Origin of the sequence: Anaerobacillus sp. MEB173 (assembly GCF_052119505.1) — a bacterium.
In the GTDB taxonomy this organism is placed as follows: domain Bacteria; phylum Bacillota; class Bacilli; order Bacillales; family JBJMAU01; genus JBJMAU01.
Genome location: NZ_JBJMAU010000001.1, coordinates 684,238 through 699,693 on the forward strand (window position 1 = coordinate 684,238; position 15,456 = coordinate 699,693).

At 37.2% G+C, this 15,456-nt stretch carries 14 protein-coding genes; 7 read left to right on the forward strand and 7 right to left on the reverse strand.

The genetic code is table 11. The features are described from left to right. Nucleotides 1-9: 9 nt before the first annotated feature. On the reverse strand, nt 10-780 hold the full coding sequence (locus tag ACJ2A9_RS03410; protein WP_441420192.1) for a TraR/DksA C4-type zinc finger protein: 771 nt from the start codon (nt 778-780) through the stop codon (nt 10-12). Between the two features lie 191 nt (nt 781-971). Then, nucleotides 972-1,427, reverse strand: a complete 456-nt coding sequence (locus ACJ2A9_RS03415) for a DUF421 domain-containing protein (RefSeq protein ID WP_441420193.1) — start codon at nt 1,425-1,427, stop codon at nt 972-974. 173 nt (nt 1,428-1,600) lie between these two features. On the opposite strand from ACJ2A9_RS03415, the gene ACJ2A9_RS03420 reads away from it, so the two are divergent. The 7 genes from ACJ2A9_RS03420 (at nt 1,601) to ACJ2A9_RS03450 (ending at nt 9,463) form a co-directional block, all read left to right on the forward strand. Beyond that, the gene (locus ACJ2A9_RS03420) at nt 1,601-2,308 is read left to right on the forward strand and encodes a hypothetical protein (protein ID WP_441420194.1); all 708 of its coding nucleotides are present in this window, start codon (nt 1,601-1,603) and stop codon (nt 2,306-2,308) included. A gap of 30 nt (nt 2,309-2,338) precedes the next feature. Next, nucleotides 2,339-3,994, forward strand: coding sequence for a glycosyl hydrolase family 18 protein (locus ACJ2A9_RS03425; protein ID WP_441420195.1), 1,656 nt, complete (start codon nt 2,339-2,341; stop codon nt 3,992-3,994). Nucleotides 3,995-4,051: 57 nt separating this feature from the next. Next, the gene (locus ACJ2A9_RS03430) at nt 4,052-5,719 is read left to right on the forward strand and encodes a S8 family peptidase (RefSeq protein WP_441420196.1); all 1,668 of its coding nucleotides are present in this window, start codon (nt 4,052-4,054) and stop codon (nt 5,717-5,719) included. Between the two features lie 14 nt (nt 5,720-5,733). After that, on the forward strand, nt 5,734-7,437 hold the full coding sequence (locus tag ACJ2A9_RS03435) for a LysM peptidoglycan-binding domain-containing protein (protein ID WP_441420197.1): 1,704 nt from the start codon (nt 5,734-5,736) through the stop codon (nt 7,435-7,437). A 168-nt stretch (nt 7,438-7,605) separates the two neighbouring features. Beyond that, the gene (locus ACJ2A9_RS03440) at nt 7,606-8,562 is read left to right on the forward strand and encodes a processed acidic surface protein (RefSeq protein ID WP_441420198.1); all 957 of its coding nucleotides are present in this window, start codon (nt 7,606-7,608) and stop codon (nt 8,560-8,562) included. A 2-nt stretch (nt 8,563-8,564) separates the two neighbouring features. Next, on the forward strand, nt 8,565-9,134 hold the full coding sequence (locus ACJ2A9_RS03445; RefSeq protein ID WP_441420199.1) for a class D sortase: 570 nt from the start codon (nt 8,565-8,567) through the stop codon (nt 9,132-9,134). Between the two features lie 155 nt (nt 9,135-9,289). Then, on the forward strand, nt 9,290-9,463 hold the full coding sequence (locus tag ACJ2A9_RS03450; protein WP_441420200.1) for a hypothetical protein: 174 nt from the start codon (nt 9,290-9,292) through the stop codon (nt 9,461-9,463). A 202-nt stretch (nt 9,464-9,665) separates the two neighbouring features. On the opposite strand, the gene ACJ2A9_RS03455 is transcribed toward ACJ2A9_RS03450, so the two are convergent. The 5 genes from ACJ2A9_RS03455 to ACJ2A9_RS03475 are packed head-to-tail and all read right to left on the reverse strand — an operon-like array spanning nt 9,666 to nt 15,343. Continuing rightward, a complete protein-coding gene (locus tag ACJ2A9_RS03455; protein WP_441420201.1) occupies nt 9,666-9,890 on the reverse strand; it encodes a hypothetical protein in 225 nt (74 codons plus the stop codon). Next, on the reverse strand, nt 9,887-11,086 hold the full coding sequence (locus ACJ2A9_RS03460; protein WP_441420202.1) for a Ger(x)C family spore germination protein: 1,200 nt from the start codon (nt 11,084-11,086) through the stop codon (nt 9,887-9,889). Before ACJ2A9_RS03460 ends, ACJ2A9_RS03455 begins: the two co-directional genes overlap by 4 nt. After that, the gene (locus ACJ2A9_RS03465; RefSeq protein WP_441420203.1) at nt 11,083-12,198 is read right to left on the reverse strand and encodes a GerAB/ArcD/ProY family transporter; all 1,116 of its coding nucleotides are present in this window, start codon (nt 12,196-12,198) and stop codon (nt 11,083-11,085) included. Before ACJ2A9_RS03465 ends, ACJ2A9_RS03460 begins: the two co-directional genes overlap by 4 nt. 19 nt (nt 12,199-12,217) lie before the next feature. Continuing rightward, entirely contained in the window at nt 12,218-13,333 is a 1,116-nt protein-coding gene (locus ACJ2A9_RS03470; RefSeq protein WP_441420204.1) for a GerAB/ArcD/ProY family transporter, read from the reverse strand. Next, complete coding sequence (locus ACJ2A9_RS03475) at nt 13,334-15,343, reverse strand: spore germination protein (protein WP_441420205.1); 2,010 nt, start codon at nt 15,341-15,343, stop codon at nt 13,334-13,336. Nucleotides 15,344-15,456: the final 113 nt, after the last annotated feature.

A 15,456-nucleotide genomic window follows, 5' to 3' on the forward strand; every position in this document is an offset into this window, starting at 1 on the left:
TTTTACTAATTACATTTCATCTGGATCAATATCGTATCTTTTTTGCTCATTCAGCTCCTGTGCCTCTTGATCATCATTATTAAATTCAGTAAATCCATCTAACTGTTTCTCATACTGTTCGTGAACGATATTATTGGCCACGCCAGAAAAATTTCCTTCTATATCGGACGTAAGGAAGGCTTCTATATCCTCAACATATCCAACCGGTTCCTCTGCTTCTGTATACATTTGGTTATAATATAACTTTCCTTGTTCAACGAAATCAGAAGGGGATTCAGAAGTTCCATATTGAGCTACATCTTGCCATGAGTCTTCAGAGTCATAAAATGTAGCTTCGTTTTTATGATCGAAGTCAAATTTTCCAAAAGGCGGATAGAACACTTCTTCTTCTACAGGTCTTTGATGTGATACCTCTTGATTTGGACTATGGTCCTTACAATATAATGTTGTCGGTACTGCCTCAAGACGTTCAACTGGAATGTCCTTATTACATGTTACGCATTTACCATATGTTCCTGCTTCAATTCGATCCAATGCTTTAATTGTCTCTTCATATCCTTTTTCCAAATGATCTAAAAGAGCAATATCCTTTTCTCGCTCATATAACTCAGTTGCTCCATCACCAGGATGATTGTCATAATTCGAAAGCTCTCCTACAGATTCTTGAATATGTGCTTTTTCAATATCATAATGATCCTGATCCTTTAAACGTCTTTCAAAATCGTCCTTTTGTTTCGTTAATATCATTTTAAATGTATTTAATTGTTCACTTGTTAGCATCGTAAAAACCCCTTTTCCATAATCCCTATTAACTTCCTAAGGATATAGATAATCATTGAGATCTGTGGCATAACACTATTTATTCTTTTATATCTTTCCATTGGAAAGAAAAGAATATAACATATTTTCTATGTAAAATCTGGTGATCCTTATTAGAGAAAATATGTATTAAATAGTCTTAGGGCAAATTTTTACTGTTTTTGTTTTTCAAAAATACTAAATTTTCCATTAGGTTCGATAATAACCTCATCTACCTCAGAGACGGACTTATACCCTTTTACCCGCAATTCCTCTTCTAATTCACTTTTACTGATTCTTGCTTTTCTCAATCCATTCAAGATGAATAGACCATTTTTTACCAATTTAATTGGAGTTCCCTGTACAATACTTTCAAACCTTTTACTTTTAAGAGACAACCAACTCATGAGGATTTGGGCAATAACTAATGCAAAAATAGCAACGATCGATATCCATGGATTTAATTCAGGATCAGATAACGGTTTCGCAATCAAGGCACCAATCGCAATTGCCACAACTAAATCAAAATCTGTTAACCTCCCTACCGCTTGACTTCCCATTACTCGAAATGCAACAAGTCCGACAACAAAAAAACCAAGTGCTTTAGCAAATGAAATTAAATATTCCACTTCACATTCCCTTTCATAATGAAGATATAAAATTCAGATCGACAGTAATAACATCGTCAATCACTTTGAAAAATATGTAAGTGCCAAATCTTTCTATCCCCTGTTATTAAGAAAGAAGGATTTTATTTTGGGAATGATAACAAATAATCGAAATTCGGTGAGGGGGAAAAGGCATGAAATTTACATTGTATTTCGTTATTGTTTGCATTTTATCTTCATTAGCAGCATGTCAGCAAAGCGAAAATTATTCTACTGAACATGCTCAACAGTTTCAACATTTTGAAGCTGATCATAGCGATGAGCTAATCGAAGAAGTTGATGAGGAACCTAGCGAGCTTGACCTTGAAAATATTGATGAAAAAGAACGTGCGGATGAAAAACAAGAAGAAGTGACAGATGAGGAAACAATCGATGAGAACGAACAAAAACCAAGCGGTAGTACCTTTAACACTCTACTGTTTGATGATTTCCAAAGGAAGTGGAATGCCCTATCAGATGAATACACGTACGACCTTTATTTACACTCATTTGACCAAAAAAACGATCAAGATACTTCTTATTACTATAGTAAGCTTAAAGAATTTATCCATTTAAAGGTTTTTACACAAGGGAATAACGTCAAGAAAATTCAAGTCGTTAGTACCGGGAAAACAATTGACGAACGCTATTCAATGCTTACTAGCTGGTGGCAAGTGCTTTTAATTACAAACCCTTTAAATGGCACACATGATGTAGATGTCTTATTTGCTGATCTTGGGGTCGGCCCGAATGCTGATGTAACAAATGTAAAGGATCAATCTTTTCATTTTGGTGGAATTGAATATACAGTTCAACGCCTAGATCAAGGATTTCTATTTGAAGCGGTGTACCCTACCATATAGGCTTGCAATACATTAAGGGGGTTCTATACGATGATAAAAACTTTTAGGATATGCACAATCATCTTAATTTTTATGTCAACTTTATTCATTTCCTCATATAAATCGACGGCTAATCAAGGTTTTTTCAATATGTCTTACCTTTATTTTGGAGGTATTCATACGTATGTTGATCAAGTGAATAAGACAAAAGGCAGCTTAAATGTTGTGTCACCAAACTACTTTGATATTAATGATGAAGGGAAACTTGTTATCACCGCAAAGCTAAGTACTCCATTTATAAATGAAATGCATAGACGTGGAGTGAAAGTCGTTCCCTTTTTAGCCAATCACTGGAGCTTAAAGGCTGGCCGAGCAGGTCTTGATAACCGTGATCAGTTAGCTCGTGACATTGCTAAAGCCGTCGATCAATACAATTTAGATGGTGTAAATGTTGATATTGAAGGTGTTGGACGTGACTTTCAAGGAATTAGCTATCGTGATCTTCATACTGATTTTATCCGACTTCTTCGGCAATACCTACCGAATGGGAAGGAAATATCTGTTGCTGTTGCTGCAAACCCTAACGGCTGGAATACAGGTTGGCATGGTTTTTATGATTACAAAGGGATTTCCAACCATGCTGATTATTTAATGATTATGGCCTATGATGAAAGCTGGGAATCAGCTGACAGTCCAATTGGCCCAGTATCCAGCTTGTCTTTCTTTGAACGCAGTGTTCAATATGCAATCAATCAAGGAGTACCGAGAAACAAAATTGTCAATGGGCTCCCTTTTTACGGTAGAATTTGGAAGTTAGATGGACCAACATTGAATAACGTTTCAATTCATGGTCGCGGCTTATCAAGTACAAGAGTTGATCCTCTCCTCAAACAATTTAATGGAAAAGTATTTTACGATGAAAAGGTTCAATCACCATATGCCCGCTTTACGATACCAAAGGGTAAAAATGCTTTCTTAGGGTTACTTGAATTAACTGAAGGAGATTATATTATCTGGTACGAGAATGAACGCTCAATTAAAGCAAAACTACGAGTCCCCAGCCGCTTTAATATTAAAGGAACAGGCTCATGGGCGTTATTTCATGAGACTCCAGAAACTTGGGACTATTACTCATTATGGTTAAACGGGAAATATTTTGCCGATGTTCCTAATGGTCACTGGGGTGAAGCGAATATTATTTCAGTAGCTGAGCGAGGCTGGATGGGGGGAACTAGCTCGAATACTTTTTCACCCAATGACTCACTTACCCGAGCCCAAGGTGCTGTTATTCTTATCCGAGCACTAGGTTATGCCGACCGGTTTCCTAAAGAATATATTTTTACAGATACGAATGGACATTGGGCAAGAAGGGAAATTGAATTGGCTCGTGAATTGGGAATGATCAACGGATTGGGAAACAATCGATTCGCTCCAAACGATCCATTAACCCGAGAGCAGCTGGCTACGATTCTAAACAATATTTTTCAATTTCAAACAGAAGCAACTGTTTCGTCTATTAAGTCACCTTTCGAAGATGTTTCAACGGATCGCTGGTCTTACACACCGGTTATCAATATCTATAACAAAGGGTACCTTTCCGGTTTTGATGATGGCACTTTTCGACCATCGGCCAAATCAACAAGAGCACAAATGGCAGCTCTTATGGATAGAATGTCATTAGAATTTGAACAATTAAAGCAACGGTAATCACAATGGCAGGTGAAAATTATTCGAAACGTATTCCAACTTATCGTGTGTCTTATTTTGCTAACATCTTGTCAATCCTTAAATGAGTCAAAAATAGACATTCAGCACTTTACTCAAGGGGATATAACCACAATTGAAGAAGATAATGACTGTATTCAGTGTGAGCGTTACATCATTATTTATAAGAATCACTTGGATGAGGGAATAATTGAAGAATTTAACGGAATTGTCATTAATGAAACAGAAAATATAAAAATGGTTAATGCCTATTTACCTGCTAATAAGGTAGAACAGCTGCTTCAGCATCCAAATATTTTATCCATTGAAATTGATCAGGTTGTCGAAGTACAGCCTGATCAGATTAATTGGGGTTACAATTATATACAAAACCCACAAACGTTCCAGTATGGTTTAACTGGGCAAGGAATTAAGATCGCTGTAATTGATACTGGAATCTCCCCTCATTTCGATTTGAAGATTTCAGGAGGAAAGTCTTTTGTTCAATATACGAATTCTTTTACTGATGATAATGGGCACGGAACACATGTAGCTGGTATTATCGCTGCTCAAAATAATAACATTGGAATTACTGGTGTTGCCCCTGAATCAAATATCTATTCATTAAAGACATTAAACGAAAATGGTGACGGGTACCTGTCAGATATTATTGCTGCAATTGATTGGGCAATTAGTCATAAAATGGACATCATTAACTTAAGTCTTGGCTTAAATAGACACTCAACTGCCCTACAAATTGCCGTAAACAATGCATACAGTAATCAAATCCTTGTTGTAGCAGCAGGAGGCAATGAAGGCAATAGAAGCGGAACAGGAGATACAGTTGCCTTCCCTGCTCGTTACGAATCTGTAATTGCAGTTTCGGCAATTGATTCAAACAATAATCGCGGACATTTCTCCGCAACAGGAGAGGCGATTGAGCTTTGTGCACCTGGTGTTAATGTTGTTAGTACGTACCTGGATAATGAGTATGTCGTTATGGATGGAACAAGTATGGCTGCCCCATTTGTTACCGGAGCGTTAGCCATTTTGAAACAAGGTAATCCCACTCTCCGTATAGATGAAATAAGGACGGTTCTTCGTCAGTCCGTATTAGATCTCGGTGCTAAAGGAAAAGATCCTTGGTTTGGTTACGGTCTTCTCCAAATACCAACGCAAATACTCTTTAACGATATAATAAATCATTGGGCAATCAATGAAATTCTTGATGTCTTCAATAAAGGTTGGATGATGGGTACCGGTGAGAAACGCTTTTCTCCTGATGTCAATTTAACAAGAGCACAAGCAGCGACAGTTATCGTTCGAGCACTTGATTTAAAAAAATTAACACAAAACACCGATTCACAACGTTTTACCGATATTGAAAATCATTGGGCTCGTGAAGAAATCGAAATTATTACAGACAACAATTTAATGGTAGGTATTAACCCTAATACATTTTCTCCAAATAGTGCAATGACCAGAGAACAGATGGCAGTTATAATTACTCGAATGTTAGATTTACAAAGGCCAAATGACATAACGAACCCATTTACAGATGTACAAAAAGACCATTGGGCCGCAGATAGCATAGTTACAGCTGCACATTATCAAATTTTTAAAGGAGTATCTCCGACCACATTTGGTGGAAAAGTAATCATTAACAGAGCTCAAATGGCAACCATTATGAGCCGAATTTCTGAACAGTTAACGAAAACACCATCATAATGGAGTGATATTCAATGTCAATAACGTTGTTACAGTATAGTAAACTTCAGCAGTTAGAGAATAACGAATATGCACTAATTATAAATTTAGATCATTATTCTGCAGAATTTGCCAATGAGCTTGGAAGAGTTCCTGAAAAAAGAGAAGATCTTATTGCCACAGTAAGAAAGCTGTTATATACAAAATATCCTTCTTTACGGGTAACGGTGATCAAACTAATGGTCGGAGGCATGGTCATTTCAGCGATTCCTTTAGCTGGCGGAGCTTCTGCAGGTGCTGAATCCATTGAAAAAAAATACACAATCCCTACAGAGGTACATGAACCAATCCCATTTAACCCGAATAGTACAAGCAATGATTCAGTAGTATCAATGCAGCAAGCGGCAGGACCAAAAATTATTCTAGATGGCCGGCAATTAAATTCTGAGGCTGTCATTATTAACGGATCAACATTTGTACCGATTCGTACTGTTTCGGAGTCATTAGGAGCAACAGTTGGCTGGAACAACTCAACACGCACTGTTACTATTAATAACGGTGATTTAACAATTGATTTTGTTGTTGGTTCTACAGTAGCGAATGTGAATAATCAGCATGTTTCTACTCCCCCATCATTTATTAGAAACGGTTCAACGATGGTCCCTTTACGCTTTGTAAGCGAAACACTAGGGTTAGGTGTAGACTGGAATAACAACACAAGAACAGTGACACTAAATTCGAAAACAGCAAATGTACATTCATCATCTACGTACAAAGTGGCAGCCGGTGACACACTCTGGACGATTTCACGTCAGTTTAATACAACCGTTGATAATATAAAAAGAGCAAATAACCTTACTAATGATACGATTAGAGTGGGACAAGTGTTAACGATTACAACAACGAATCAGGTCGAACAACAGCCTGCATCACCTGTACAAACAACAACTACATATACGGTTGTTGCTGGTGATACGTTATGGCTAATTGCCAATCGTCATGGAGTTTCCGTTGATGCAATAAAAAATGCAAACAATTTACGTACCGATATTGTTCAAGTAAATCAAAAACTAACGATCCCAACCAATAATGGGACGACATCAACACCAACATCAACACCTGCTCCTTCAACGAATAATGGGAGTGTATCAATCTCCTATAAAAACCATACGATTCGTTCTGGTGATAACATGTGGAATATAAGTCAACAATATGGAATTCCTTACAATGAGTTACTAAAGGTTAATAATATGACCGAAAGAAGCATCCTAACAATTGGACAAGTAATTAAGGTACCAGTCTATAATGTACCAGTCAAATCGGTCGTTTCTGCTAAACATGGGGAATTACTAGATTGGTGGACTGAAGCCCGCTATGTTTTCTCAACCGGAAAAGTTGCAACAATTACCGATTTCCAAACAGGGAAAACATTTCAAGTGAAGCACACAATGGGCGGAAACCATGCTGATAGTGAGCCATTAACAGCAAGAGATGCCCAAATCATGAAAGAAATTTGGGGTGGGAGTTACTCTTGGACACCTCGGGCGATTATTGTTGAAGTAGACGGCCGAAAGTTAGCGGCTGCTATGCATTCGATGCCTCATGGTGATCAGGTTATAAGAGATAATAATTATAATGGTCATTTTTGCATTCATTTTCGAAACAGTCAGCGCCATAGTGATGGTCAAATTCAAGATACGATGCAACGTCAAATCGATATTGCAGCAGGGTTACGATAAAACAATATACAGCAAAACAACCATTGTACTAAATGTATGTATTGTGCAATGGTTTGTTTATTTATATTTAACTTCAACCAAGAGATGGAAATTCCTTGCCTAATTCATGCATAATAATCCACACTTTTCCAAAAACTAAACTATATTTACGTGATTGGAGTGTGCAAAATGAAAGGTTTATTGTCCATCTTTCTTTTATTAAACTTAACGATATCATTTCCTGTAGGTGCTGAACCGACAATTCACTCATCAGAGCTACAGCAATATTTATCTGAATTGGAATGGTCTGAAGATAACCTGCATGAATATCTTCATAAATTTGATCTGTCACTTGATGATTTCCATTCAACAGCTGAATTAAAAAAATTCTTAGGAAAACAAAATACAGAAGAAAATTTGACAGAGGTACTAACAAAGTACAGTCTAACTAACGACGAACTCGAGTTGTTACTTGCTAAATTTGGTGAAGAAATTAATGACTTTAAATTTATTAAAGATATCGATAACGATGTTTCCTTTTATTTAAATCATGATGCTGATTTAAATATCATTTCAGATTTTCTTTCATTGTTTGGATTAACTTCACAAGAATTAATCCATCTCATTCATCACTTTCACTCGATTGATCAGTCACAAATAAGTGAAAACATTAATGTACTTAGTACGAAAATAAGTGAATATGAGGCCAAAGAAACTGAAACTGATGAAAGCTATGAAGCTTTACTTAATATATGGGTAGAAATGTTTGACGCTTTCCATATTAGACCTGAGTTTTATATTACTACCCACGCCGAAGATGTAGCGATACCCGTCACTGACCTTTCCGAAGTTGAAAATATACATGATAATATTTTATATGTAAAAATGTACAATGAAGAAGGAATGGAATTGGCAGATATGAATTTCTCAAGTGAGGTTTTAGATAACGATTTACTTGGTGAATCTGTACACGAAGTCCTAAACTTAGCACAGCTTTCAGCTAATTATACTGAAACTGTACTCGGAAAAAAACTTCCGCAAACTGCTACCCCATATCTTATGAATAGTTTATTTGGATTAGGATTCTCCATCATCAGTCTACTTCTATTTATCGGGACAAGAAAACTGTTTTTAACAAAGAGGTAATCATGAAGACATCATACTGTGTCATGCGGGTTGGTTCACTACTTTTATGTTTAGTTGGGTTCCTCTACTTTTCCTATAATATAAGTCTGTTCATGAAAAGTAACCAGCTGATAGAAAGTAATCGATCAGAAGTGCTCACTGAACAGTTTGAAGAGACAAACAAACAAGCAGCATTTCCGAAAGAAGGAGAATATATTGGTAGATTAGCCATTCCTTCTTTAAATATGGAATGGCCGATTTATTACGGTACGAGAGAAAACGAATTGCTACATGGAGTTGGATATTATCCCGGCAGTGCCTTCCCTGGCCAAAATAACAATACAGTATTAGCAGGACACCGTGACACTGTCTTCAAAAACTTAAAAGATGTATCTCTTCACGATACAATTATTATTCATTTGCAAAATAGTACGTATAACTATCGCGTAAAAAAAATTCGTATTGTGAATGAGGATGATCAAAGTGTCATTGTACCAAAACCAAGCTCTACTTTAACATTAGTTACGTGCTATCCCTTCGATTTCATTGGTTCTGCAAAACAGCGCTACGTCCTCATAGCAGAGCAATACTAATAACTGACGTATAATTAATGGAAAAGTTCATACAACCTACACCTCTGTTCATGAATGTTTCTGTAAAAAACAGAAGCATTTTTTGTTTGGTCATAGACAACAGGAAAAAGTTGGTGTATAATACTTTTAATTCCGATAAAACGAGGTGGAATACAATGTTTTTAGAGCGTTTACTCATTGTTCTTGCTTGTACAGCCTTACTATTAATTGTTTCGTTTATCCTCTGCAGGTTTGCAAAAGATAAAAGTTCACCTAATCAAATAAAAAATAAAGAAAAGCTTATTAAACATTTTATGGAAGAATATGTTAAAAAGAGAAACTACTCTTAATCAAAAAATATATTTTTCTTGTGTTTCGTTTACATCGATGGTATGCTTATAAAGCGATGAGCTGAATTGCATAAGACGCTAGACATGCCAACTAAGGCAATACACTATGTGGAGTGTAGTCTATCGCCGCAAAACGCCAAAAGACACCTTTTTTAGGTGTCTTTTTTCATTTTCATATATATACTCCTTACAGGAAAGAGAGTTACTCAAGCAATTTCCCTAATGGTCTATAAATATAGTCGACCAAATCTGTTGGGCCAGGCATATCAGGGAAGAAGATAAGAAGAACCGCCAAAACCCATCCCATAATCGATAGAGTTACTAAAGCTTGTTTCTCTTTTTTTTGTTTTTGGTTTATTTTAGGCCATTCAAACCAAACTATGAGAGCTGCAATAAGACCACTGACTATACTTAAGACCCAATTCATTCTTCTTTCACCTCACTTGACCGTACAGCCGGAGGGGTCGTTGATAGACCAGGTCGTAGTACATGTGGTTCAACAACTACATTAATCTCGACCTCCGGGAAAATTTTCTCCCAATTTTTCCTGGCTGTTTGCCACTCATTCGGATATGCAAATCGAAAGCTCTCATTAAATTTAAAAATATCGACTTTCATTTTCTTTTGTACTTGCTCGATAGCTAGTTGTATTCTCTCTTCAATCGCCTTTGCAGCCTCTTGCTCAAGCATTTTAATAAATTGCGGATTTCTTAAATCTAATGTACTGGCATTTTGTATTACATCATCATCAGTATTAACTTTAAGTTGTAATTGCCATTTATTATCTTTAATACTTGGTTTTTTTTCAGTCTTAGCACGGATCATTTCCATCGAAATTTTCCCTTCTCCCTCCTCTACATCAACAGTTACAGTAGCATAACGAATTTCATCCCTGATCCATAATAAGCCTCTTGTCACTTCACTGTCCAAAGAGCCGATCATTTTATCTTGTTTAAACACAGCCGTACCGCTTAATTTAAGTTGGGTTTTATCCGGTAATTTCCCATCTCCTTCTTTAGATGAAATACTCTCAATCATTGGTATAGCTGCTCCACCTGTCTCACTTTCTAACATTTGCATTAGTTCGTTCATTGTTACATTCATCCCGATTTGAAATTCGGATAACTCTTTTAATGCTTCTGACCCACTATCTTCTAAATGAGGGAGTGATGAAATTAATTTCTTTGCATCCCCTTTACTCACAAAAACTTTACTTCTTAACCGTGCTTCCGGCATTCGTGCAAAAAAGTCCATATGCTCCTGTATTCCTTGTTCTGCTAACTTTTCACCAATGACAGTAGCTTCAGCATGACCCCAAAACAGATATCTGGCTACTTTTTCCTGTAACTTTGATCTAGCATCTGCCAATGTTACACCCGTCGCTGACTCGACAAATGTCGTTCGACCACCAGCACCTCCTCCTTGAGATATTTTTCCAGCCATTTCTTCTGGCATAATCATTTCGACAGATAACTCAATTTCTTTTTCATCACTATAGTCTATTCCTGTACTTACGATAATGGCGATATCATTTACCTCACGCCGGTCCCAACAGCCCACAAGAAAGATTAGCATTCCACATAGTAAAAGAACCCCTACTATTTTATATAGAGTTCGAATCATGCTTGGACGCCTCGCTTTTGTTTGTTTTGTTGCATTTTTTTACGGATGGAGACCATTATTAACAGCAGTCCAGGCAGCATAAGTTGCATCGAAAGTAAATAAAAGACTGAAGATGTACCAAGAAAATGTTTAAGTTCTGACAGATTTGGAGCCGACCAGATCGCAACTAAAACTAACAGAAAACCAAGTGGCATCACAATCGATTTGTACTCTGATAGCTTTAGCCATTGCGCTGTACCGAGAGTAACGGCGTAATAAAAGACAGAAATTTTAATAAATGCACCTAAAATCCAAATCGCCATCACAAGCGATTCCAAGTGAGTAAAAAATTCTGCTACCTGAATATATCTACCCGCATCCATTACAGGATAAAGCAAATCACCAACAATATCGCCAAATAAAAACAGCGAAGTGAGATTTGTTACAACTAAAATAAACGCCACACTAAGAACGGAAAAATTCCCCCACTTTAACCCTTTTTCACGGTCCGTTAAGTAAGGCATCAGAAAGGCGATGAGAAAATATTCACTAAACCAAGCTGCTGGTGGTGCAGCTCCAACTATCGATGGCATAATCCCTTTTTCTAAAACAGGTAGCATATTTGTTGGATCTAAATCTAATGTTAAAAAAATAATAATCGTTAAGAACAATAACATTACAACAGGAATAAAGAGCTGAGCGGATCTCGCAATTACTTCCAATCCTCCGCGAACAGCAAAAGCACAAACAATTGTCATACTTCCATAAATGACAATCTCTGGAGTTTTCAGCAAAAAAATTCCCACGATAAATTCACCATACTCCCTAATAATGATTGAATTTATATGTAAATAAAACAGGATATACAAAAGTCCGATTACTTTCCCGGGAATGCGACCAACAATATGCTCACTATACTCAACAATTGTTTCATTCGGATACTGTTTATGAAGCTGATAGGTAATGTAGACGACAAGAAAACCGACCAATGATCCCCAAATTGGTGAGAGCCACATATCACGTTCCGCTTTAGCAGCTGTAAGGGCTGGAACAAGCAATAGCCCCGTTGCAACAATTGTCGGATGCATCATAATTGCCATTTGTGCCGCGGATATTTTTCCTTTTTCAATCATTTACTTACCACCTCGGCTCTCATACTTGGACGCCTCGCTTTTGTTTATTATGTTGCCCTTTTTTACGGACAGAATCTATTATTAACAATGCTCCAGGCAGAACAAATTGCATCGATAACAAATAAAACACAGTAGATGTCCCGAGATAATATTTAAGTTCTGTTAGATTAGGAGCCGTCCAGATCCCTACTAAAACTAACAGAAACCCAAGCGGCATCACAATCGATTTGTACTCTGACAGTTTTAACCATTGTGCTGTACCGAGAGCGATGGCGTAATAAAAGACAGAAATTTTAATAAATGCACCTAATATCCAAATTGCCATCACAACCGATTCCAAATGAGTAAAAAATTCTGCTACACGAATGTATCTCCCCGCATCCATTACAGGGTAAAGTAGATCGGCAACAATATCACCAAATAAAAACAGCGCAGTGAAATTCGTAATAACTAAAAGAAACAGTACACTAAGAACAGAATAGTTTCCCCATTTCAATCCTTTTTCACGGTCTGTTAAATAAGGCAGCATGAAGGCCATGAGGAAATATTGACTAAACCAAGCTGCTGGTGCTGCAGCTCCAGCTATCGACGGCATAACCCCTTTTTCGAAGATTGGTAACATATTTGTTGGATTTAAATCTAATGTTAAAAAAATAACAATCAATAAGAATAGTAACAGTACAACAGGAAAAAAAAGTTGGGCGCATCTAGCAATAACTTCCAAACCTCCGCGAACAGCAAAAGCACAAACAATTACCATACTTCCATAAACGACTACCTCTGGTGTCTTCAGCAAAAATGTCCCGACGATAAATTCACCATATTCCCTAATTACGAGGCCACATCCATGTATATAAAACAGAATATACAAGAGCCCAAACACTTTACCTAGGATACGACCGACAATATGCTCACTATATTCAATCACCGTCTCATTCGGATACTGTTTATGAAGTTGGTATGTGATGCAGACGACAACAAAACCCACCAATGACCCCCAAATTGGTGATACCCACATGTCACGTTCTGCCTTCACAGCTGTTATTGCTGGAACAAGCAACAGCCCCGTTGCAATAATTGTTGGATGCATCATAATCGCCATTTGCGCTGCAGAAATTTTTCCTTTTTCAATCACTTACTCACCGCCTTTAGTTGGGCCAGGTTTTTGGTTGGGGGATTCACGATATTTGTTATAATTGCCTGTTAAATGTGGCCGTGATGTATGATTCCAGCGTGGCAGACGCATCAATACATCTTTCATATCTTTTCCTTTCATCGGTGCCATTGGCGATAGATATGGAACCCCGAATGAACGTAATGTACATAAATGAACGACAATTGCTATTACACCAAGCATTATTCCGAGCAGCCCTAACATTCCTCCCAAAATCAGCATAGGAAATCTCAGCATTCTAAGCGCCATTCCTGCATTGTAACGAGGGATTGAAAAGGAAGCGATACCTGTTACAGCAACAACCATAACCATAGGCGCAGACACTATCCCCGCTTCAACTGCAGCTTGTCCAATTACCAACGCTCCAACAATACTGACCGCAGCCCCAACCTGTTTTGGTAAACGAAGTCCAGCCTCACGTAAGGCTTCAAACATAATTTCCATCAGTAACGCTTCAATAACGGCTGGAAATGGAATTGGCTCTCGGGATGCTGCCATACTTATTAAGAGCGTTGTTGGAACCATCTCATGATGAAACGTTAGAACAGCAACATAAAGGGATGGTAATAAAAGCGCAATTATGATAAACAAATACCGTAACCAGCGAATCGCCGTACTTAGCATTGGCCGTTGATAATAGTCTTCTGATGCTTGCATTAATGAATAAAATGTGATTGGAGCTACAAGTACAAAAGGACTGCCATCAACAAAAATCGCGATATGACCTTCTAGTAAATAGGAAGAGATAACATCTACACGCTCTGTATTTAGTATTTGTGGAAACGGTGAAGATGGGTTATCCTCAATAAATTCTTCGATATATTCACTTTCCAATACACCGTCAATATCAATTCTGTTCAACCTGCTCTTAGCTTCATCAATTAGTGTCTGATCAGCTAATCCATCAATATAGGAAAGAATAACGGTGGTTTTCGTTATCCGCCCGATTTCCATTTGTTCTAGCTTTAATTTCGGACTCCTGATCCTTCTACGTAACATCGCAGTGTTAACACCAATTGATTCAATAAATCCTTCTCGAGGTCCGCGAATAACTGATTCAGCTGACGGTTCTTCAATCGCTCTCTTTTCCCATTTTGCTAAGCCAACCGAAAATGCACTGTTGCATTGATCAATGAAAATCACTGGATGACCAGCGGAAATCTCACTAATCACATCAGAATATGTTTGAATTTCTTTGACATCTGAAACAGAAATCTTTTTCTCTAAAATAGACGTAAATTTATTTCGTTGTTGAGTTGTTGATTGCTGGTTGACAAGGTGTTGCAGCTGTTCTTTCAGTTGCTGGTTTTGTTGTTGATTTGATTGCTGATGGTCTTGTTGAGCGGACTGTTGCTTTAGTAGTTGATCAAACAGTTTATTCAGTTTCTGGTCTTGTGCCTGGCCTGTTTGTTCCTTGTTTTGCTGGCCTGTTTGCTTGTTTTGTTTTTGATTTGATTGGTTTGTTTCACTCTGTTTTTGCTGACCTGTTTGTTCGTTTATTAGCTGGTCAAATAAATCTTTTAACTGCTGGTCTTTTTGGTCACTTTCTTGATGCTTGTTTTGTTGGACTGAATTCTCATTTAGTAATTGATCAAGCAATTGCTGATCTACTTGGTGATTTGTATGTTGTTGGTTTTGCTGTTCATTTCCTTGTTCTTTTGATTGCTGATTATTATCTGTTTTCATTAAAGGAGTAAGAACATTGGCATTTACTTCTTCAACATCAGTTAAGCCATTAATATATACTAAAACGGCTTTATCGTTTCCTTCTATTAAAAACGGTCGAAAAACAACATCTGAACAATTTTCATAAATCGACTGTAATGCATTAATCGATGTATATAAATCACTTGATAAAGCTTCCTCTGGTTTTGGGATTTGCCCATCATTGCTTTGAGACTGATTAGAATTAGATTTTTTTTCTTGGATTAATTGATGTAACCTTTTAATTTTCCTCCGCTTACGCAGCACATCTAATCAGCTCCTTGAAAATTAGTACTTATTGGTTATTTTGCTACAATAAAGGAGATGTATGTATATACATGAAAATTTCCCACTAAATCTTTTCAAAAAAAGCCGTTATA